The sequence below is a fragment of the Prevotella dentasini JCM 15908 genome, assembly GCF_000614065.1.
Taxonomy (GTDB): Bacteria; Bacteroidota; Bacteroidia; order Bacteroidales; family Bacteroidaceae; genus Prevotella; species Prevotella dentasini.
The window spans coordinates 1-18,864 of sequence record NZ_BAKG01000012.1 but is presented as its reverse complement, the minus strand read 5'-3'; the positions used below and the strand labels follow the sequence as shown (position 1 = coordinate 18,864).

The 18,864-nt window shown below is 49.4% G+C and carries 12 protein-coding genes and 2 pseudogenes; 4 read left to right on the top strand and 10 right to left on the bottom strand.

The annotated features are described in order from the left end of the window. Positions 1-3: 3 nt before the first annotated feature. The gene (locus JCM15908_RS12950) at positions 4-1,119 is read right to left on the bottom strand and encodes a restriction endonuclease subunit S (protein ID WP_036892932.1); all 1,116 of its coding nucleotides are present in this window, start codon (positions 1,117-1,119) and stop codon (positions 4-6) included. Then, entirely contained in the window at positions 1,100-2,716 is a 1,617-nt protein-coding gene (locus JCM15908_RS07165) for an N-6 DNA methylase (protein ID WP_025002823.1), read from the bottom strand. Before JCM15908_RS07165 ends, JCM15908_RS12950 begins: the two co-directional genes overlap by 20 nt. 60 nt (positions 2,717-2,776) lie before the next feature. Between JCM15908_RS07165 and JCM15908_RS07160 the strand changes: the two genes are divergently transcribed. Further along, complete coding sequence (locus JCM15908_RS07160) at positions 2,777-3,064, top strand: helix-turn-helix domain-containing protein (protein ID WP_025002822.1); 288 nt, start codon at positions 2,777-2,779, stop codon at positions 3,062-3,064. A gap of 84 nt (positions 3,065-3,148) precedes the next feature. On the opposite strand, the pseudogene JCM15908_RS12945 reads toward JCM15908_RS07160, so the two are convergent. Then, a pseudogene (locus JCM15908_RS12945) lies at positions 3,149-4,068 on the bottom strand (DUF7017 domain-containing protein). 266 nt (positions 4,069-4,334) lie between these two features. Between JCM15908_RS12945 and yfcE the strand changes: the two are divergent. Next, on the top strand, positions 4,335-4,874 hold the full coding sequence (gene yfcE / locus JCM15908_RS07150) for a phosphodiesterase (RefSeq protein ID WP_025002821.1): 540 nt from the start codon (positions 4,335-4,337) through the stop codon (positions 4,872-4,874). Between the two features lie 624 nt (positions 4,875-5,498). Here the strand turns inward: yfcE and JCM15908_RS07140 are convergent. The 6 genes from JCM15908_RS07140 to dusB all read right to left on the bottom strand — a co-directional run bounded on the left by JCM15908_RS07140 (position 5,499) and on the right by dusB (position 14,566). Beyond that, positions 5,499-8,054: a C10 family peptidase gene (locus tag JCM15908_RS07140; protein WP_025002820.1), complete on the bottom strand. Its 2,556-nt coding sequence runs from the start codon at positions 8,052-8,054 to the stop codon at positions 5,499-5,501. A gap of 66 nt (positions 8,055-8,120) precedes the next feature. Then, positions 8,121-9,899: an Omp28-related outer membrane protein gene (locus tag JCM15908_RS07135; RefSeq protein ID WP_025002819.1), complete on the bottom strand. Its 1,779-nt coding sequence runs from the start codon at positions 9,897-9,899 to the stop codon at positions 8,121-8,123. Between the two features lie 136 nt (positions 9,900-10,035). Further along, positions 10,036-11,463 (bottom strand): T9SS type A sorting domain-containing protein, encoded by a 1,428-nt coding sequence (locus tag JCM15908_RS07130; RefSeq protein WP_159101318.1) that lies wholly within the window; start codon positions 11,461-11,463, stop codon positions 10,036-10,038. A gap of 428 nt (positions 11,464-11,891) precedes the next feature. Then, positions 11,892-12,512 (bottom strand): hypothetical protein, encoded by a 621-nt coding sequence (locus JCM15908_RS07125; RefSeq protein ID WP_148295542.1) that lies wholly within the window; start codon positions 12,510-12,512, stop codon positions 11,892-11,894. Further along, positions 12,509-13,204: a hypothetical protein gene (locus JCM15908_RS07120; RefSeq protein WP_025002816.1), complete on the bottom strand. Its 696-nt coding sequence runs from the start codon at positions 13,202-13,204 to the stop codon at positions 12,509-12,511. The genes JCM15908_RS07125 and JCM15908_RS07120 overlap by 4 nt, the downstream gene beginning before the upstream one ends. A 357-nt stretch (positions 13,205-13,561) precedes the next feature. Continuing rightward, entirely contained in the window at positions 13,562-14,566 is a 1,005-nt protein-coding gene (dusB, locus tag JCM15908_RS07115) for a tRNA dihydrouridine synthase DusB (RefSeq protein WP_025002815.1), read from the bottom strand. A gap of 506 nt (positions 14,567-15,072) precedes the next feature. Here dusB and JCM15908_RS15150 point away from each other — a divergent pair. Further along, positions 15,073-15,196, top strand: a pseudogene (locus JCM15908_RS15150) (IS982 family transposase); the annotation flags it as partial. 234 nt (positions 15,197-15,430) lie between these two features. Then, entirely contained in the window at positions 15,431-17,053 is a 1,623-nt protein-coding gene (locus JCM15908_RS07105; RefSeq protein WP_025002813.1) for a leucine-rich repeat domain-containing protein, read from the top strand. Between the two features lie 226 nt (positions 17,054-17,279). Here JCM15908_RS07105 and JCM15908_RS07100 read toward each other — a convergent pair whose 3' ends face one another. After that, the gene (locus JCM15908_RS07100; protein WP_025002812.1) at positions 17,280-18,602 is read right to left on the bottom strand and encodes a Fic family protein; all 1,323 of its coding nucleotides are present in this window, start codon (positions 18,600-18,602) and stop codon (positions 17,280-17,282) included. Between the last annotated feature and the right edge of the window lie 262 nt (positions 18,603-18,864).

Sequence of the window (18,864 nt, the reverse complement as noted above, 5' to 3'; positions counted from 1 at the left end):
GTTTTAATCTTGCAGAGAGCCCCGAATCAGCACAGGACATATATCTTTCAGTTGCGCTTTGAGTGCCTCGGCTATGCGCTGCCGCTCAATATAACACTTATGGATGTTTACTATCTCTCGCTGAACCGTGATGTCCGGAATGGGAATCTCCACATCGTTCATATCTTCCATGGTAAATACCTCCCGTGCACTGCCCCAAGAATTGAAACGGGCATAACGGTCGAACTCGGGACGGTCGAAAAACATAAATAGGTATTCAGGCAATAGTCTTGAAGTGTCTTTACTCTTGAATGTAGTATATATTGAAGATACCAACAAAGGCTCTTCGCCACGATTTAAGGCAATGGCCATCTTGTCTCCTCTTCTTGATGTGTCGGGAACATATACAAAAGTGTCTGTTTCTACAACTTTGTAAGATGTAAGACTTACCCCATTCATATTTGCCTTGGTATCTATAAAGGACTTCTCTGTCGATATTCCTTTAACGCTATTCAGTTGTAATTGATTATCCGTATTCCGTTTATCGTATTGTTCAATAAACTCTCCTATTTTTCTTTTTCCATTTTCAGCTTTCAGTTTATCCAAGTACCCATCGCACACCAGTTTCAACTCGTCCGCTTTGCTTTGATAGGCGACCAGATTGTTCTGTAGTGCCAAATAAACATTAACGTATTTGCGCTGCCGGGAAAGCGAGGGAAGAGTAATGTCTATGTCACAGAAGCGTTCCCAGTCCAAGTTGGAACGAATGCTTCCATCGCTACAGAAAGCTCCAAAACGGTCTTTCTCTTTTGATAAAAAGAGCATAAAGAAATATTCAGGGAGAACGATGTTTTCTTTTGATATTTCAAAAGTTGTATATGTAGGAGAAACAATTATAGGCTCTTCTCCATCATACATACTTATTCGAATACATTTGTCTCTCCCTGTCTGCATTCCACTAAATACAAAACGTTTCTTCCGAACCACTTTATATTTTGATTCATCAAGACCTTCTGTATCAGCCCATGTAGGCATAAATTCCTTAGTGATATTCAACCCATAAAAGTTGGTATAACCATAAGAATTACGCTCGTCGGTTAATTCAATCAGTTCTCCGAGTTTATATTTCTTCAATCCCATACCCAATACATTTAAACGCTTCTTCGAGCATGCGTTGTGAATCCTTCTCCCGCTGCATCAGCGTGCGCATTTCCTGCTGTATGCGAGTCATTTCCTTGGGATAGTCAATTGCTAAATCGTGGTCGATGAACTCTATGTATTTGCTGGGCACGAGCGTCCAATGGTTCTGCTCAATCTCGTCGATGCCCACACTGCGATAGAGTTCGGGCACGGCAAAGTGCTTGCCGTCGGTGCCCACCGTCTGCCACTGGTGGTAGATGTTGGCCACGCGCTGTATCTGCTCGGCAATGAGACGCTTCTTCTTTTTCTGCTCGCCCTTCACGGCGTTCTCCGTCCATTGGCGCAAGTCTATAAAGAGTATTTCGTGCTCGCGGTTGCGGAGCTTACGGTCATGGTACCGGCCGCCTCTCTTGTTCTGATTGAGAACCCATAGGGTAACGCTGATATCGGTCGTGATAAAGAGTTCTCTGGGCAGGATGATGATGGCTTCAACCTTGTCGTTCTCTATCAGCTTCTTGCGGATTTCAAAAGCATCGGCGTCGCCCAAGGCTCCATTGGCCAACAGGAATCCGGCTACTCCCGAAAGAGGCCTCAGGTGCGACAGCATGTGAAGAATCCAAGCATAGTTGGCATTGCTCTCGGGCGGGATGGCATAGTCGGCCCAACGAGCGTCGTTCTGCAGATTGTCATTATACCAGCCCTTCAGATTGAATGGCGGATTGGCCATGATATAGTCGAAGTAAAGCCCTTTGTGGAGGTCGTTGGTGAAGGTGGAGTCGCTCTCCGAACCCAGATTATGGCTGATGCCGCGCAAGGCAAGATTCATCTTGGCCAAGCGATAGGTGGCAGCCTCCTTCTCCTGTCCGTATACATTGATGCGGCTGATGTCGCCTTGCTTAGCCTTTACCAAGTCGGTGCTCTGAATGAACATGCCGCCCGAACCGCAGCAAGGGTCATAAAGCGTGCCGTCGAAAGGCTCAATGACCGTGGCAATGAGCTGTACCACGTCGTGCGGCGTGTAGAACTCGCCCTCTTCCTTGGTGGCATTGACGGCAAACTCTTTCAGAAAGTACTCATACACGCGGCCTATGAGGTCTTTTTCCTCGCCAAAGGTCTTGTGGCTTATCTTGTTTACTTCGTCCACAATCTTCTTCATGTCGTTGGCCCCCAGATTGCGCTGGGTGAACGTTCCCTCAACAAAGCATCCCTTCAGCGTGGGATTGCTCCCAGCAATTCGGTGCAGTGCCGTGTCGAGGGCTACATTCAGCTGTGGTGCCGAAGTGTTGATGATGGTAGTCCACCGGGCCTCTACAGGCAAGTCGAACGTGCCGTCGGTAAAGGTGGCATCGTCGAAGAAAGCCTTCACGATGGCTTCATCATCAGGGTCGAGTCCCTCGGCTATGAGCTGTTGGCGCAACCGCTCCACACCGTCTTCATACTTTTCGCCTATGAAGCGCAGGAACACGAGGGTGAGCATCATGTCGCGCTTCTCGAAGAACGACCCCGAGTTCTTGGCCTGCCTTAATATATCTCTGCACTTGAACAGTATCGCTTCAAGGTTGAGTGTATCTTCTTTTTTACTTGCTTTCTTTGCCATGCTGTTGCTTTGTCTTTGTTTTCCGCCTACAAAGATACAATTTTTCCGCTCACCGCGACCATGCGGCGCGACAAAAGAATACGCCACTGGTACGTCTCGCAGGTCATCAATCAGAAGTTTGGCAATAACTTCAAGGCCTTTCTCAACGGCTACCGCATCAAGGAGGCCTGCCGCCGTCTCAATAATGTCGAACTGAGCCGGAACTATACCATTGAGACGATTGCCGAAGGACTGGGCTTCAAGAGCCGCTCCTACTTCATAACGCTGTTCAAGAAATCTGTCGGCATTACCCCATCCAACTATCAGCGGATAGCCTTGGAGCGGGCCGGCAAGGGAAACGGAGCATGAGAAGCCGAGCCTGCCTCCCCATTTTGAAAGTGGCTTTTCCTGCCCGGCTTCGCCGAGGATGGGCTGATGGGTGTTTTTGTTTCTTCACCTCTTCAGCTTCGTTTCCTGCATCCTGTAGAAGCTCTTCTGGTCAGCATCGCTGACGGGCTGCACCTCGGCAAGGCTGGCGATGAGGTTCTGCATCTCCCACGTGATGGCATAGCTGCCTGCTTTCGTGCAGCGACACACTTGTCCAACTCGTACCGGGCACGCGCCTTGTCTGTTCCGAAGAGCAGCCCTGCGAGCGTGAACCGCATCCGCTGTCGGTACTTCTCCTCCCGTTGGGTGGTGATGGCACGGCAGAGCAGGGCAATCTTCGTGTCGCGGTCGTCGACGAGTTCAGCCAGTTCGTGGTAGAGATACGACTGGCGGTGGTGCTGTATCAGGTGCCAGTAGATGTTGACGGCCTTGTCGCGCTTGCCCATAATCCTGTAAATCATCGCCTTGTAGCGTTGGTTGTTCATGTTGTAGGGGCTGTGCTTCAGAGCCTCTGCAAGTATCGGGGCGGCCCGCAGGGCCATCTCGGTGGTGGGATGGGCCTCCACTTCCTTGAACACCTTGCCCACTATGCGCATGGCGGTCGACTGAACGGGATGGCCGTTGGCCTGCCCCATCGTCCAGTCTTCGTCGGTGAGGCGCGTGATGCCCCACTCCTCGATGAACTTGAGCATGGAGAACGAGGGGTTGTGGTCGAAGACGAGGAGAGCCGCGCGCATCATGGCCGACTGCCCCTTGCAGTCACCGTCGTCCATCGTCGGGTAGAGACGCATGAGGCTGAGGAATATCTTGTAGGCGTCTTCGAGCCTGCGCTGCTGATAGCGGAGCCTCATCATGTCTACCGCCACCCAGAACATGGCAAGCGTGGTATAGCGTCCCTTGTGCGCGGCGTACATGGGGCGGATGGCCTCATACGCCTCCTCGGTGCGTCCCTGCCTGCGCAGTGCGAATATGTCTTTTACTTCCATAGCATGCCGAATGATTGTCCTTTGCAAATCTACATAAAATTATCGGTAAATGCAAACAACTCGCCCGAAAGCACAGACAACATCCCCCTTGTGGCCGACGTGGTGTGTTAGCAACTCTTAAAAAGGTGCTGGATTCCGCTTTTTAGGCGTATCTTTGCACCTCCGGCAAAACCTTGGTGAAGCCATCTGCCTGCCCTCGGCACATGCCGGCCTTCCATTCACGATAAAAGAACCGCACCCCGTAGGTGCAAAACCGTCAGCAAATAATGAAATATCTATTGGTTTCCGACATTCATGGCAGCCTTCCGGCACTGGAGAAGGTGCTCGACTTCTACGACAGGGAGCGTTGCGGCATGCTCTGCATCCTTGGCGACATTCTCAATTACGGCCCGCGCAACTCCCTGCCCGGGGGACTTGACCCGAAAGCTATTGCAGAGCGGCTCAACCGCCGCGCGCAAGACATTGTCGCCATCCGCGGCAACTGCGATTCGGAGGTAGACCAGATGCTTCTCCGTTTTCCCATTCTCTCCGACTATCTCCTGCTCGTCGACGAGGGCAAACGGCTTTTCCTCACCCACGGACACATATATAACAAGGAGAAGATGCCGCAGGGACGATTCGATGCCATAGTCTACGGGCATACGCATCTTTGGGAAATGACACGGCAGGAGGGGACGCTTGTCTGCAACACAGGGTCTGTAACCTTCCCCAAGGGGGGCAACGTGCCGACGTTTATGACCTACGAGGCCGGGGTCTTTACGGCCTATAGTCTGGACGGTGAGGCGTTGAAGAGCGTGCGGCTGTAGATAATTCGTCAAACTCACGTTAAATTTTAAGAGAAGTTCCGGCCTGCCAAATGTCCATTACGCCAGATTATTGGGAAAAACATCATGCCGTCAAGGCATATTCTTCGTAGTGCCGAAGCATCCCTGATTTCCGGAAACCGTTCTGATTCCGTCCTGTAAGGCAGGGACAAATATCCTCCCTGCACTCCATCCTATTTCCATTTCGCTGCGCAGCAAAATTCCCGTCCATCCACCCACCAGTTGTCCCCGTCTATCGAAAACGGCGCTTTGACAACACGAAAACAGCACTTTGACCTTGTGAAAACGGCATGTTCGCATTGCGAAACGGGCTTGTTCGCACGATGAGCTTTTCCAGTTCTGCAAAGCATTGAAAGACAGGCAGATGTCAGGTCTTCCGTCATTTGAGATTCAGGTACCATTCTGCCGTCTCCTCACCATGACGCCGGTCTCTTCACCGATACCGAAGCCCTCGGGCATCGGCCACTCTGGAGAAATGTCAATGCCGGACATGGTATGCGCTTTGGGTTAAATATATTCAAGAGACTAAAAAAGGGAGAATAGACGATTCTATTCTCCCTTGTCATTATCTGTCGGGAAACATTCTGTTGTTTCCTTTACGTCTTGCTACTCAACAACAACTTTCTTTCCATTGACGATGTATATGCCCCTGCGCAAGCCATTGAAGTCGGTAGCATTGCTCTTCACCTTGACGCCTTGCAGGGAGTAGATGTCGAACTGCTTTCCTTCTTCCATCAGCTTCTCAATGCCGGTTCCGGCCTTGATGGTCATCTTTCCTTTGCGATAGACGAAAGAATAGTTATTGGAAGCTGCACCGGAAACCCTGAGTTCGTATTCGCCGGCCGGAGAGCCTGCTACTGCATCCGTCTCTACAACGGGCTTTTGGTCAAGAGAATTTTCATCTTCACCATTCTTGAAGCCTTCGTAGGATACCTTGAATACTGGATTTTCTTGATTCTCATAGCGTTCGCAGTCTTCGGCTGTTACCTTGAGCTTTGCCTTGCTAACGACAAGCGTGCCATTTTTCAGTTCCACTCCGTCTGGTTCGACTGTGCCATAATCAATCTTGATGGTATATTTTCCGGCAGGAGATTTTTCGTTGGCTTCACAGGTAATTACTGGAGTGCCAACAACTTCGTCGCCTTCAATGTCCCAGATGAAGGAAGGATTCTCGTCGCCATAGGAACGGGTAAGGTTGCGGGCCTTGATGGTGGTGCCGAACTCTATGATTCCCTTCTTGTTATAGTCGAGAAGGTCTTTCCACTGGTCAGCCTGACCGAATTTCTCGTACATGCCTTTGGGGACATAGAGCTTGAGCAGGGTGGAAGGAATGAATGAGAAACATTCTTGGCCGGCTGTAGGAACTTCCTTGGCAAAGGTCTTGATTTCTGCCACGCCCATTGAATGTGAAAATGCTTCCCTGCCGAGAGACATAACGGTGGACGGGAGGAATATCTTCCGTACTTCACTATTGCCTGCAAAGCTGTAGGGATGCAGTGCTTTCACGTTTTTGGCAACATGCAGCTCCTTGGCTACACCGGGCAATGCGAAGATGATTTCGCTCTTGTCGGCATTGTAGAGCAGGTGGTCCTCGATGGAGTAGTTCTCGGTCTTGTTGGAAGCGAAGGTAATGTCGCTCATGCGGCACTGCGAGAAAGCTCCGTCGCCTACGGCCTTCAAGGTCTTGGGCATCTTGATGGCTCTAAGGGTAGTGCACTTATGGAAAGCCAGCTCGGGGAAGGTGTTGTCCGCAGTAACGGTATAAGACTTTCCGCCTTTGGTCAGATAGGCTTCTCCGCCAGTGACAATCTCTGCGTCGGTGAGGTCAAGTGAAGCCAGATGTCCTTTGGTGCGTGCTTCGGAAACAGAGCGTCCTGCCATCTCGCGCAGCACCTTGAAATCGGAGGAGTTAATCTTTCCTGTAAGTTTAAGGGACTTGATGTTGAATCGTTCTGCCGTGGACAGCACTGTTCCCAACGTACCCGGAGCAGACAAGGTAATGGCCTTGTCGGTCAGTTCGATGTTTTCGCCAGACATACCGATGCACATATCCTGCAAACGTGCGAAAGCGAATCCTTTTACATTTAAAGTGGCAATGTCGTAGAACCCGTCTGAGTCGCCGTTCCATCCCCAGTTTACACGTACTTGGCCCTCGGCGTTGTAGCCGTCGAGAACAAAAGCGTGCCCGAAAGGTTGAAAGAGGTCAGCGGCAGTGTAGAGAATGGGGCGGTTTTCGCTCAACTCCTTATATATAAGATTCATCCATACGTCTTCTTGATGGATTTTGTCGCGGGATTCCATTCTCACCTTGTCGGAGGTGAAGTTCATGTTACGGATAAGACCTTTAACAACCTTTTCCGTCCAAGAGCCGGAGCCGTCGGTAGCGTAAGCCATGTCGCAGGCAACACCGCAGGCCACCATCAGGTTGGCCACTGCATAGGCCTGAGCTTCGGTGTACTGACCAGACTCGTAGTTGTCGCGCATATTATCATAGTCAAAAATGGCATTCTCGAAGTCATACATGAAGGAAGTCTTGAGTTTGCCGGGCTGATCGACATTGACCATCGAAGAACCGGAACCTGTCAAAGGATATTTGTGATAATACATTATCTGTGCCATAGCGGTGGCCACACAGCCTGTCAGCGTGCGCTCCGATTCGGTATAGCCCTGCCAGGCACCTGTTCCGCTGCTGGTTCCCAGCGGGCAAAGGTTGTTGAAAGGTTCCTGCTGTCCCCATTGGCAGCTTATCAGCCTGTCCACCTTGGAAGGATAAGGATCTTGGGGACGTGTTACCTTTGCAGGCTGGTTGGTTTGGATTCGTGCTTTCGTTACCTCTTCCACCATTTTGAGCCACCAGTTGAAGCCGGGGTTGTCGCTTGAAGTGTTGAATTGAGAGTCGCTGTAGCCCAACACGGCAGGCATTACATCGTCCGTGGAGACCACCACGAATCCGCCTTGGTCGTATCCATAGACGCGGATGGCCTCATTTTGCTTCATCATTTTGAGTGCTCCCTTGCGAGGGGCTTTCAGATAGGAGGAGTTTTTCTCCAGTATCTTTGAGATGGCAGCTTGAATCTGCGCTTCACTCCTCGGCTTAGCCTGTACGGAGATGTAGCAGACAGCCAACAGGATAAGAAGGAGTGTTTTTTTCCCGTAGTTCATATACTTGTTTTGTTTTATAATTCTAATAGGTTGTTTTGATTATCCCAATAGAGCGTTGTGATTGTTCTATTGAATGATTTTTTTACTAACAACACGTCCGTCTGCCATCTTTTCCTTGACAATGAGAAGGCCGTGGGCGTTTTCCGGGTTCAGCACCTTGACGCCATCGATGTTGTAGTATTCCTTAATGCCTGTGGAAACTCCAGAAGTATTGTCTACATGCTGTATGCCAGTGATGGCCGGGAATGTAATTCCTCCCACATTCTCAATGCGGCAGTTGGCAGGATCTTGTGGGTCATAGGCGTTGATGATGGCAATTACTTCCAAGTTGTCTTTTACCCATGACGGGTCTATAGTGAAGGAAACGTCATAATCAAAGTTCTTTTCTTTCCAATTGATGACGGCCCCCCATGTGCTGTTGTAGCCACGTACCACATGGTTGTGGATGAACTTGCCTTTGTAGATGTCGAAATAATCAGCTTGATCAGAGCCGTCAATACCGTTTTCAGTCAGATAGACGGTGAGCCTGACGGGATGTTCGCTGAACTCGCGGCTTTTCATGCCAGCAAGATGAATTGTCAGTTTGCGGCTGCCAGAGTTATATTGACCTTCCACCTTGGTGAAAGTAGCATAAGCGTCAGAAGCCATTTCTCCTTCGATGGCGTGTTTCACGTCATTTCCGTTCTGTGGCTGCCATACTGGCGACATTCCCCCTGTGTGCATGGTGAATGGTTGACGGTTGCACATCATCTTGGGTGCTCCATAGGTGCCGTTGTCGTTATAAAACCAGAGATATTCCTCATCGGCAGGAACAGTGAAACGGTCGGACGTGTAGCCTGAATGGTGGCAAACCACATAGGTATTCTGGCGGCACTTCTCGTCGCGCAGGGCGTCAGAGATGTTGTATACCAGTCCCGGACAATAACCGCAGCCTGTACCAGTGAACTCTTCGAGCAATACTTTCTTGGCGAAGGCGAAAGCTGCCTGACGCTTGTCGTTGGCTTTGTTCACGTCCTGACCATTTGCCACGGACACAAGGTTCAGGCTCAACGGTGTGTCAAGACCAGTTTTCAGGTCGGTGTAAGGCAGGTCGAAAGTAATCTCGGACAGCTTTCCCGAAGCAATCTCTTGGTCGAAATGTTTGGAGACTGTCTCCACGCCATCAGTACCATTTACTTCCAAGTCTAATCCCGTAATGTCTTTGGTGCCGGCATTGTAAATGGAAGTCTTCATGGACAGACCACTCTCGCTTCTCTTAACACTTGCATCAATGACAGCCGCATCGTAAGTGGGCAGCGAGTTGCCTGTTACCACTGCTTCAACACTTAATAATCCTTTTGTGTGCATGTCTTCCCACTCTGCATCTTTGCTGCGGCGGAAGAAAAAAGAGTTAGGCATGCCGTTACCAACAAAGGAAACAACCTCGGCATCTTTTCTCTGATAATAAGAGAAACCGATGTAGAGACCTTTCCCTTCTTCGATTTTGACAGGTGTGTTCAGGGTAATGTCGTTCCACTTCTTCTTTAATTGAGGAGTACTCTTGGTCGTAACTTCCCCACTTGCCATGTTATCGGCTTTCAGGTCGGTTCTTACCCATGCACGAAGCGTGTCTATCCCAATTCGATTTGTCAGCGCGGCACGGACCGCAGTAATCTCTGCTCCGGCATAGGCTTTCAGGTATTCGGCAGGCAGATAGATGGCTGCTTCTACCCACTGCTTGCCTTTCACGGTGATGGAAATATTTTCTGTGTTTTGTCCACCACAGTAACCCACATTCAGGCGATCCTGTCCGTATGAGAAAATGGAGCAGGATAACATGAGAATGGATAACAATTGTTTTTTCATAAAATGCGATTTTATCAAATGAAAATTATCGTTCTTTCAAAAGACCTCGCTGAAAATCTCATCGAGATCAGGTAGAGAAAAAGCACAAGAGTGCGCCTGTTATATCTTTTCAGGCACACTCTTGTTGGGTAAGAATTTACTTAATGATGATTCTTACGGTAGTTTCTTTGCCTTCAGAGGTAATGTGCAACAGATAGATGCCGTTGGCAATACCGCCTACATTCATCTCCGACGCGTTGGTTACCTGAGCAACCACAACGCCTGAAGTGGAAATGAGTTCAGCTCTGTCGCAAGTCTTTTGCAAATAGATGGTGCTACCCATCAGCTTGGCAGGAACGTCCAGAGTGCTGATAGTCTTGATGCCATCTGTTCCACCTTCCTTATATGCAAAGCGGATGAACGGCAAGAATTCGTAAGTACCTACGGCGTCCATGTCTATCTCGCCCTCGGTGGCACTTCTGTAGCACAATGTACGGTTAGGCTTTTCACCTCGGTTATCAGCGAACCACCATGAAGGATGATTGTCATCATTGGCTTTCACGTTACTTGGCAGCTTCTCGAACTTAACCATGAGGTTGTCTCCGGTATACTCAAACTCCTTCTCCTTGTTGAACATGAAATCAATGGTGTTTGCAGGTCCTACCTGATCCACATTGATGTCATCCTCAAAGACTTCAGTCCATCCAGTTGTTGCAAAGTCCTTGGTTGCCAGTTCGGTCAGTTTGCTGTTCATCAAGCCGATGCGGACAGGAATGTCAATCAGGTCTTCACCACCGGGCTTACCTACGTAGACAAGCTGTATACCAGTCAGTTTAATGTTCTTCTTGTTCTGGAGTTCTTTTGCCAGATAGAGAACCTGATTCTGGTTGTAGTTGAAATGCATAAAGAAAGGTACGGTCCAACCGTTGTTGTCTTTTCTGCTATAGAGAGAAATCCAGTCTGGAGAACCAGGCTTCTGCACGGTTACTTCGATGAATTTGTCCGTCTTGTTGTCGAGCGGATAAGCATCGCCTTCCAATACTACCTCAGCAGTGATATTGAACTTGCCTTGCTCGGTAGGAGTCCACAGGACGGGAATGAGTTCCGTCTGCTTGGGTTCGAGGGTGAGACCCGGCATTTCCTCAAGCACAGCCTGAGTTTCTTGGTTGATGATTTTCACGGTGTAGTCCTCCAATGTAGACTTTCCGCTGTTATATACGGTAACGTTTACAGTAGTCGGCTTGTCTTGGGTAACCAGTGTGTTGCCAGTTACGTCCTGTACCATTACATCCTTGTCGGTGTACTCGCGAATAGAGAAGTCGCGCATAGTAAGCCATCCCATTTCGGGGTCAGAAGTTACATGGAAGCCAACATATCCTTCACCGTCGAAGTCGGATGTGAAGAGACATTCGTCATCGCGGACGTACTGAATTGTATGGATGTCGTTTCTCTCTATTATCTTCTTGAAGTCCTTCGGATCCAAAGTCTTGCTTACGCCGACTTCCCAACGCTCCTTGGTGTCAATCCAAGAACAGGTTTGGTATTTGTATCTTACAAGGTAGGTCTTGCCCTTCTCAAGTATCAAAGGAGGAGACATCAAGTAGTCGTCGGCTTTGTAAGGACAGAAGCCACCATTGTAGACTGCCTTACCATCTTCTGGCTGCCAACGCCATGACCCACCTTCCTCGTCCTGATCTTTCTTAACATCAATAGAGGTCCAGAGGTTATAGTCGTCAACAGTACGAATATTATTGGTATAGGGGATTGCGAAGCCCTTTCCGAAAGGAACTACATTCGATACGGCAGGTTCGCTTTCGCCAGCATTGTTGAAAGCTGTAATTTCGTAAGAGTAGCTTTGACGCTCTTCGCGCTGCTCGGTAAAGGTAGTTTCGGTAGTTTCAGCAGCTACGGTAACATTGCCCGGCTGGCGTACTACACGGTATTTCAGGGAGGCCTTGTCTATCCATGCACCGTTCTTGCCCGTTTCAGGAGCTTTCCAAGTTACAGTGCCGGTTATGCCTCTGCCTTAAGCACAACGTCGGTTGGTTTTGCAGGAATATCAACACCGATGAAAGCCGTGATGCTGTCGGTCAAACCTTTCTCATTGTCTTTGCGATAGGTGGTTACATAATAGGTATTGTATCCGTTGGTCGGATTATTGTCTACCCAAGTCTGCGGTTTACCTACACCCGTAGCATCAAGGGTGGCAACGACATTGTCTCTTGTGCCGCGGCTAATCTTGATGGATTTCAGTTCGGTCAGGTTGTCACCTCTCCAGTTAAGAGTTGGGTTCATCCATTTTAAAGTAGCTTCCACCTTGCCATTCTCAGCAGGGGTGCAGGTCAGGTCGGTAACCTTGCTGGCAGCTTCACGGGAATCTGCCTTCTCGTATGGGATATTCAGGCCGACAACGATATCGTATGGGAAAGACCTTTTATCTTCACATGTCTTTGTCTTCACATTGATTTTCATCAATCTCTGTAAAGCGTTTTCTGCACTATAAAGATAGTATAGGTCGCCGCTTGTGTGGTCAAATTCCATAGAGTGGAATGCGACGGGCTTAATGTCAGCTCCCCAGTAATTCAAGGTCGTTACCGTGATTGGTTTGTATGCGTTGCCAGCATCCAATTTCACCAACTCCAGCTTGTAGTAATTGCCCTGTGCATCGGGTACACCCTTGGTGGCATAGAGATTGCTTCATAGTCGCTGGCCAAGGCCCATGCGTAGAAGTCAAGGTTAGCCACCTTGGTCAGATTACCCGTGGTGATGTCTACGGTGTAAAGAGCAGAGAAAGCCTTCTTGTCATCGGTTACATGACGTCCGATACCATAGGTCTTCTTGTGTGTGGGGTCGTAGGTCATGTCATAAATCCACTCCCAATCAGTAGATATTTCCGGATAAGTTTTTATCGTTTCTACCTTCTGAGTTTGGAAGTTCACTTTTACAAAAGCGTCTGGATGTTCCTCAAACGTGTAAATCCTTGTTTGGTAGCCATAATAATACCCGTCATCACACATAGCTCCGGCACGAATGCCGCGGATGTTGTAGTTTTCAGAATAGTTAGGGTCTACATTCCACAATCGGTTGAGGTCCCCATAAGTGTCCTCGCTGTAGAAACTGACATAGTTTCTTGCGTTGCTGAAGTCCACTAAGGTTACGCCATACATAAACACGCCTTTCGGATTCACAGTCTTCGGAACCGGCTGATGGGCCGGAACTCCTTCCCCTGCCGATTTCGATACTTGATTGGTACTTTTCGCTCCCGCTATTGCGACCATTCCGGAGAACAGTGAGAGCATGAAAAGTTTCAGGTAATTTTGTCTCATACTTGAATAATTTAAAAATAGATAGTTTTAAATGTGTTATTTAATTATATTTGCGGTGTCAAAGTTAAATATGTTTTTCTAATTGGCAAAATAAAAAAGACTTTTTTAGTAAAAAAAGCGCATAGACAACCCCAAAATGCAAGATTAATACGTTTTCGGAGAAGGATAGACCGGCGGGAGGAAACCTGCCTGCCGGTGCGTGTGGTGATTGCCTTCATGGTATGAGGGCAATCGTTTTCATGTCATGATTTAGAATTTTTGCGGGCCTAATCTGTAGAGACAGACTCTGTTTCTGTCCGCGTAAGAAAAAGGTTTTGCGGACAGACGCAGGGCTGTCCCTACATGGCAGGGGAAGGCTTAGGCGTCGTCCGTGCCCTTCAGCAGCTCCCGGCAGCTCTCCAGTATGGCAATCAGCTCCTCCACCTTGGTGGCTCTCAGCATGGCAATACGTGTCTGCCTGAAGTCGGGGACGCCCTTGAAGATGGGCGAGGCCGCCAGATGGCGGCGCGTATGGAGGATGCCCCGGTACTCGTCTATCCGCTCCACGTTGATGCGCAGCATCTCTTCCAGCACGTCTATCTTGTCGTCGAGGGTGAGCCGGACAGCATCGGAGGCTGTTGCATCCGTACCATCCGCGGAGGCTTTCTCCCCGAATATCCACGGGCGGCCGAAGGTGGCGCGGCCTATCATCACGGCATCCACTCCGTAGCGGTCGAACTTTTCGCGTGCCACCTCTGCACTCGTAACGTCTCCGTTACCGATAATCGGGATGTGGATGCGCGGATTCCGTTTCACCTCTCCTATCAGCGTCCAGTCCGCCTCGCCCGTGTACATCTGCGCGCGCGTCCGTCCGTGTATGGTCAGAGCCTGTATGCCGCAGTCTTGCAGCTGCTCCGCAAGCTCGCCGATAATCAGGTTTCCGCTGTCCCATCCGAGCCGCGTCTTCGCCGTTACGGGCGTATTGACAGCCTTCACCACCTCGCGCGTTATCTCCAGCATCAGCGGAATGTTCTTCAGCATGCCCGACCCGGCACCCTTTCCTGCCACTTTCTTGACAGGGCAGCCGAAGTTCAGGTCTATCACGTCGGGCCCGACCTGCTCTACAATCCGCGCTGCCTCTACCATCGACTCAACGTCGCGGCCGTATATCTGTATTCCTACGGGGCGTTCGTCGTCGTCGATGGCAATCTTGTTCAGCGTCGACTTGATGCTTCTGATGACCGCGTCGGCCGATACGAACTCCGTATAGACCATTGCTGCACCGAAACGCTTGCACATCTTCCTGAACCCTATGTCGGTAACATCCTCCATCGGTGCCAGAAACAACGGGCGTTCCCCAAAATCAGTTGTTCCTATCTTCATGGGTGCAAAGGTAAGAAAAAAGGTTCATCCGATGCGTGCGTTGACGGCTAAATGTTGCATTTTCGGATTGCCCGTCCTTCTGTTCACTCGTATAGTACCGGCTCTGCATGTTTGTCGGTTCGTCCGTCTTTCCCAGTCTGGGCTTCAGGACAGGAAAGCAGGCGTTGTCCTGTCTTTTCATTTGCCGGACGCTCCCGTTTTCCCACAAAGGCTTGTTCTCATGGCGAAAGTGCCGCTTTCGTGCATCGAAACCAATACTTTCAGCATGCGGAAACGGCACTTTCGCAATCCGATTCCGTCTTTCCGGCACATCCGTCTGTAAGATACTGACAGACAACCCTTTAACTCCAAGCGTACTACGGTGCCGATAAGGAAGGACGGCAACGGGCAATGTAGATATTTTTCTGATTTCTTTATAAGACTCTCATCATTATTTACGCGAATCCGGGATAAGAATACCACAACATCAGACGACATTTCAACAAGGTTTTCTCAGGCCTTGCCAAATACACAATTTCATCATGAACCTCTGTGCAGCACTTACGCCATGTTGTTTCTTCGACAATAAGCCGGAGGCACTGCCCCGTGCATGTGGAGAATGAGAGACAACTGGAGTTTTTGCCATGCTAAATCAATTGAACTTTCGGGGGGATTGCGCAAGCTGTTTGAGAAAAAACGGAAGAATTATTTTCCTTTATCATTTTCTTTTATTAATTTTACGCCCTGAACATAAACTCCTCTATTGACAATCAGGAAAATTTCATAATGGACAGGGTGAGATTCTACAATAAGAAAAAATTAGTCCATGCTACAACTGGAAATTAGAGAGAACTCAGAACAAATCATAAAATCATTTGAAAACTTATGAAGAAACTTTATCTTCTTTTAGTAGCTGCCTTGCTGACTACGCTCGGCATCAACGCTCAAAGCGAGCGTAACGTCAACGTGCCCACTGCCGGCACACTGGAGAATTATATTTCGGAAAATGACAAGTATTCCATCACGAAGCTCGCCATCACGGGAAACCTGAACGGAAAGGACATGGTGCTGCTGCGCGACATGGCAGGGGCGAAAGACATCAACACCCCTACAGGAGGAAAGCTCTCTGAGCTTGACCTTTCAGGAGCACATATTGTCGCAAGCGATGATGCCTACTATGCCTACGGCAGCCAGTCCTTTACGTCCAAGGATAATATTCTGGGAAGCTACATGTTCGTCTACTGCGGCCGTCTCGCCAAGCTCGCCCTCCCTGCCGACCTCAAAGAGATTGAGACGATGGCATTGAGCAGCACTTCCCTGCGTGAGATTGAGATTCCGCAGACTGTTACGACCATTGGCGACGGTGTGTTCGTCGGCTGCAACGACATGAGGAAAATTGTCGTCCCGAATACGGTGAAGACACTCGGAACCGGTACTTTTCAGCGGATGGAAGGACTTGAAGAGATTGTTCTCGGAAACGGGATTACCGGCCTTGAAGCCTCAACCTTTATGGGCGACACCCGTCTCAAGTCCATTTCCGTAGGAACGGGCATGATGAGCCTCGACATCATTCTCTTCAACGGCCTGACTGCTCTGGAGAACGTACACGTGGCAGAGGGCAGCCCATATCTTGCTTCCGCGGACGGAGTGCTGTTCTCTTCCGACAAGACGGAATTGCTGTATTATCCGTGCAATAAGCCGGCCGATACCTACGCTATCCCCGACGGGGTGAAGAAGGTAAAGACCAGTGCCTTCAGCGGAACAACCAACCTGACTGCCATAAGCATACCCCGGACCGTAACCGCCATTGAGGGCGGAGCTTTCGGAAGTGCCATGGCACTCACGAATATCGCCGTAGACAAGGAGAACACCAAATACACGGCAACAGACAACATACTCTACACCAAAGACCTCTCCACGCTGGTATGTATTCCCACGGCCTTAAAACTGGAAGACTATACGACTCCGGCAGAAGTGGAGACCATCGAAGAGCTTGCCATCGCCGGCAACGCCTTCGTGCGGAAAATATGCCTGACGGACAATGTAAAAAACATAGGAACGTATGCCTTCGGATTCTGCACAGGACTTGAAAAGCTACTCTTGGGCAAGAACATATCAAGCATAGGCGAAGGCGCGTGTGCCGGAGCGTCCGGCCTGACGGAAGTCTACTGCTATGCCGACGAACTGGGCGACGAGAGCGTGAACATGTTAGCCTTTGCCGACGAGAACATCATGGAAAAGTGCATATTATACGTGCCCAAGGGGAGAGTTGACTTCTACGACTCGCAGCTATGGGTACACTACAAGGAAGATGGAGAAGACATGAAGTTCTTTGCCGACATAAGGGAGATGAGCGACGAGGCGGCAGGAATAGGAAAAACCGAGACCCATGCAGCCCGGCCCGTTTCCGTATATTCCGTTGACGGCCGGCGGCTGAACGCACGGCAGAAGGGCCTGAACCTTGTAAGGATGAGCGACGGCTCTGTCAGAAAACTGATGGTGAGATAAGAACGGGGCACTGCCTCCTTCAGGGAAAAGGCCCTGTAGACTCAAACAGCCCTTCAGGGCACAGAAGCAAAGGCTTGCACCGCTTGTCAAGGGCGACTGCAAGCCTTTGTTTTTTCATTCTGTTTTTCTTTATTTCCACATTGCAGCCACGATACGGCCTATAGTCCGGCAGATAGTAAGATAACAGGTAGAGCACATCCTTGGAACGTCAGCTTTCCACAAGCATCTATTTCTCCAAGGCACGGCTCACCTCTTTCTCAAACGAGCTTCCCTTTATATATCCTTTCTTCACTCTGTTAAAGGAAACTTCGCCGACTAATCCACGCTCTATAAGCGGCAGCAAATCGCTCTTTGCCGTAGTCGGAGAAACCATAAACTTCCCTTGTAAATCCTTTACGGTAAGAACGAGTTCCGGATTCTCATAATACATCTGCAATATCCGCGCTTGGCGTTCATTCATGTTGCCCAGCCTCAAGAATATATTGGCATTGTTCCTCTGTGCCTGTTTGCGCTTGATATAGTCCTGAAGCTGCCTGAAAGATTTGTCAAGCACGTTCAGGTTATAATTAACGAAATATCCAATATCCAGCCTGTCGGCTTCCGCATAAAGGAAGGACTTCTCGTAAGCCTTCTTCGATTTTGCTATTACGCGCGAGATAGACATATATTCTGCAAGCCAATAGCCCTGCCTAAGCATATACCAATAGAATACGGCACGGGCGGTACGTCCATTTCCGTCAACGAACGGATGAACGTAGGCTATCATAAAATGGATGATGATACCCCTGATAATAGGATGGATGAAGACCTTGGAGTCTGTTTCGTTGAAGAATCTGCACAGGCTGTCCATGAAAGAGGGAATCTCCGTATAGGCAGGCGGCACGTGTACCGTCTCGTGCGTAATTCCATTCTCTACGACCACATCGTCATTGCTTCTTAACCTGCCGGCATCATCGGGATTGTCAAGAGTATTGCTCGTCATCAGCCGATGAACCTTCAGCAGCTGTTCCAAAGTAAGGGACTCTCTCTTGTGTTCGACTATATAATTGATGGTCTGATAGTTGTTGACTATCATCTGCTGCGACTTATCGCGTGGACTTATCTTCTTGCGCAACATGTCCTTTGCAACCTTTCTCGTCGTAGCAGCACCTTCCATCTGACTGGAATAAATAGCCTCCTCCATCAGCGAACTCACCAGATACTGTTGGCGGCTTTCCGACGGAATCAGGGAGTCGTCGCCCCAGCTTCCACCAAAGCTCATGTCAAACTCATGGCACAGGCGTTGCATCCGATTCGTCAGGCCGAGCGTCAGAGATGGCTCTTGCCAGACCTCCAATGTGTGTGGAGCACGCGATGCCTTCACATACGTCCAAAGTTCCGCGGCCGTCATCCTCTTGGGCAGTTTCTTATACTTCACCGTATCCCAATACTCATAGCCGTCGTTAATCTTGTCCAATAAGGTCTGCAATTCCCTGTCCGGCCATCTGCCTTCAGCGAAAAGCACCTCTGCCAGTTGCTGGCTGGATATATAAGGAGGAGTTTCTATCATTTCTGCCTTGGATATTATAGTAGATGCAAAATTAACAAATTCTTTCCAATTCTTAAAACATTGGAAAGAATTGGAACGCTGTTTTAAGTTCATTTAATCATTTCCGGCAGGCGGCAGGCGAAAAACCCGGAAGAATACGGACGAGGAGGTCTGCGAACGCCCGCAGGCCCCCTTGTCTGATAGTCTTCATGCCGGAATAGGCATGCCCGGAACACCGTTCGGACGGGCCGGAAATTTATATACGGTTAGCGGAAAATTTATA

What these genes read in the sequence shown, in the direction of transcription:
- JCM15908_RS12950 (WP_036892932.1), bottom strand. Translation starts at nt 1,119, where the DNA reads ATGGGATTGAAGAAATATAAACTCGGAGAACTGATTGAATTAACCGAC.
- JCM15908_RS07165 (WP_025002823.1), bottom strand. Translation starts at nt 2,716, where the DNA reads ATGGCAAAGAAAGCAAGTAAAAAAGAAGATACACTCAACCTTGAAGCG.
- JCM15908_RS07160 (WP_025002822.1), top strand. Translation starts at nt 2,777, where the DNA reads ATGCGGCGCGACAAAAGAATACGCCACTGGTACGTCTCGCAGGTCATC.
- yfcE (WP_025002821.1), top strand. Translation starts at nt 4,335, where the DNA reads ATGAAATATCTATTGGTTTCCGACATTCATGGCAGCCTTCCGGCACTG.
- JCM15908_RS07140 (WP_025002820.1), bottom strand. Translation starts at nt 8,054, where the DNA reads ATGAACTACGGGAAAAAAACACTCCTTCTTATCCTGTTGGCTGTCTGC.
- JCM15908_RS07135 (WP_025002819.1), bottom strand. Translation starts at nt 9,899, where the DNA reads ATGAAAAAACAATTGTTATCCATTCTCATGTTATCCTGCTCCATTTTC.
- JCM15908_RS07120 (WP_025002816.1), bottom strand. Translation starts at nt 13,204, where the DNA reads ATGAGACAAAATTACCTGAAACTTTTCATGCTCTCACTGTTCTCCGGA.
- dusB (WP_025002815.1), bottom strand. Translation starts at nt 14,566, where the DNA reads ATGAAGATAGGAACAACTGATTTTGGGGAACGCCCGTTGTTTCTGGCA.
- JCM15908_RS07105 (WP_025002813.1), top strand. Translation starts at nt 15,431, where the DNA reads ATGAAGAAACTTTATCTTCTTTTAGTAGCTGCCTTGCTGACTACGCTC.
- JCM15908_RS07100 (WP_025002812.1), bottom strand. Translation starts at nt 18,602, where the DNA reads ATGATAGAAACTCCTCCTTATATATCCAGCCAGCAACTGGCAGAGGTG.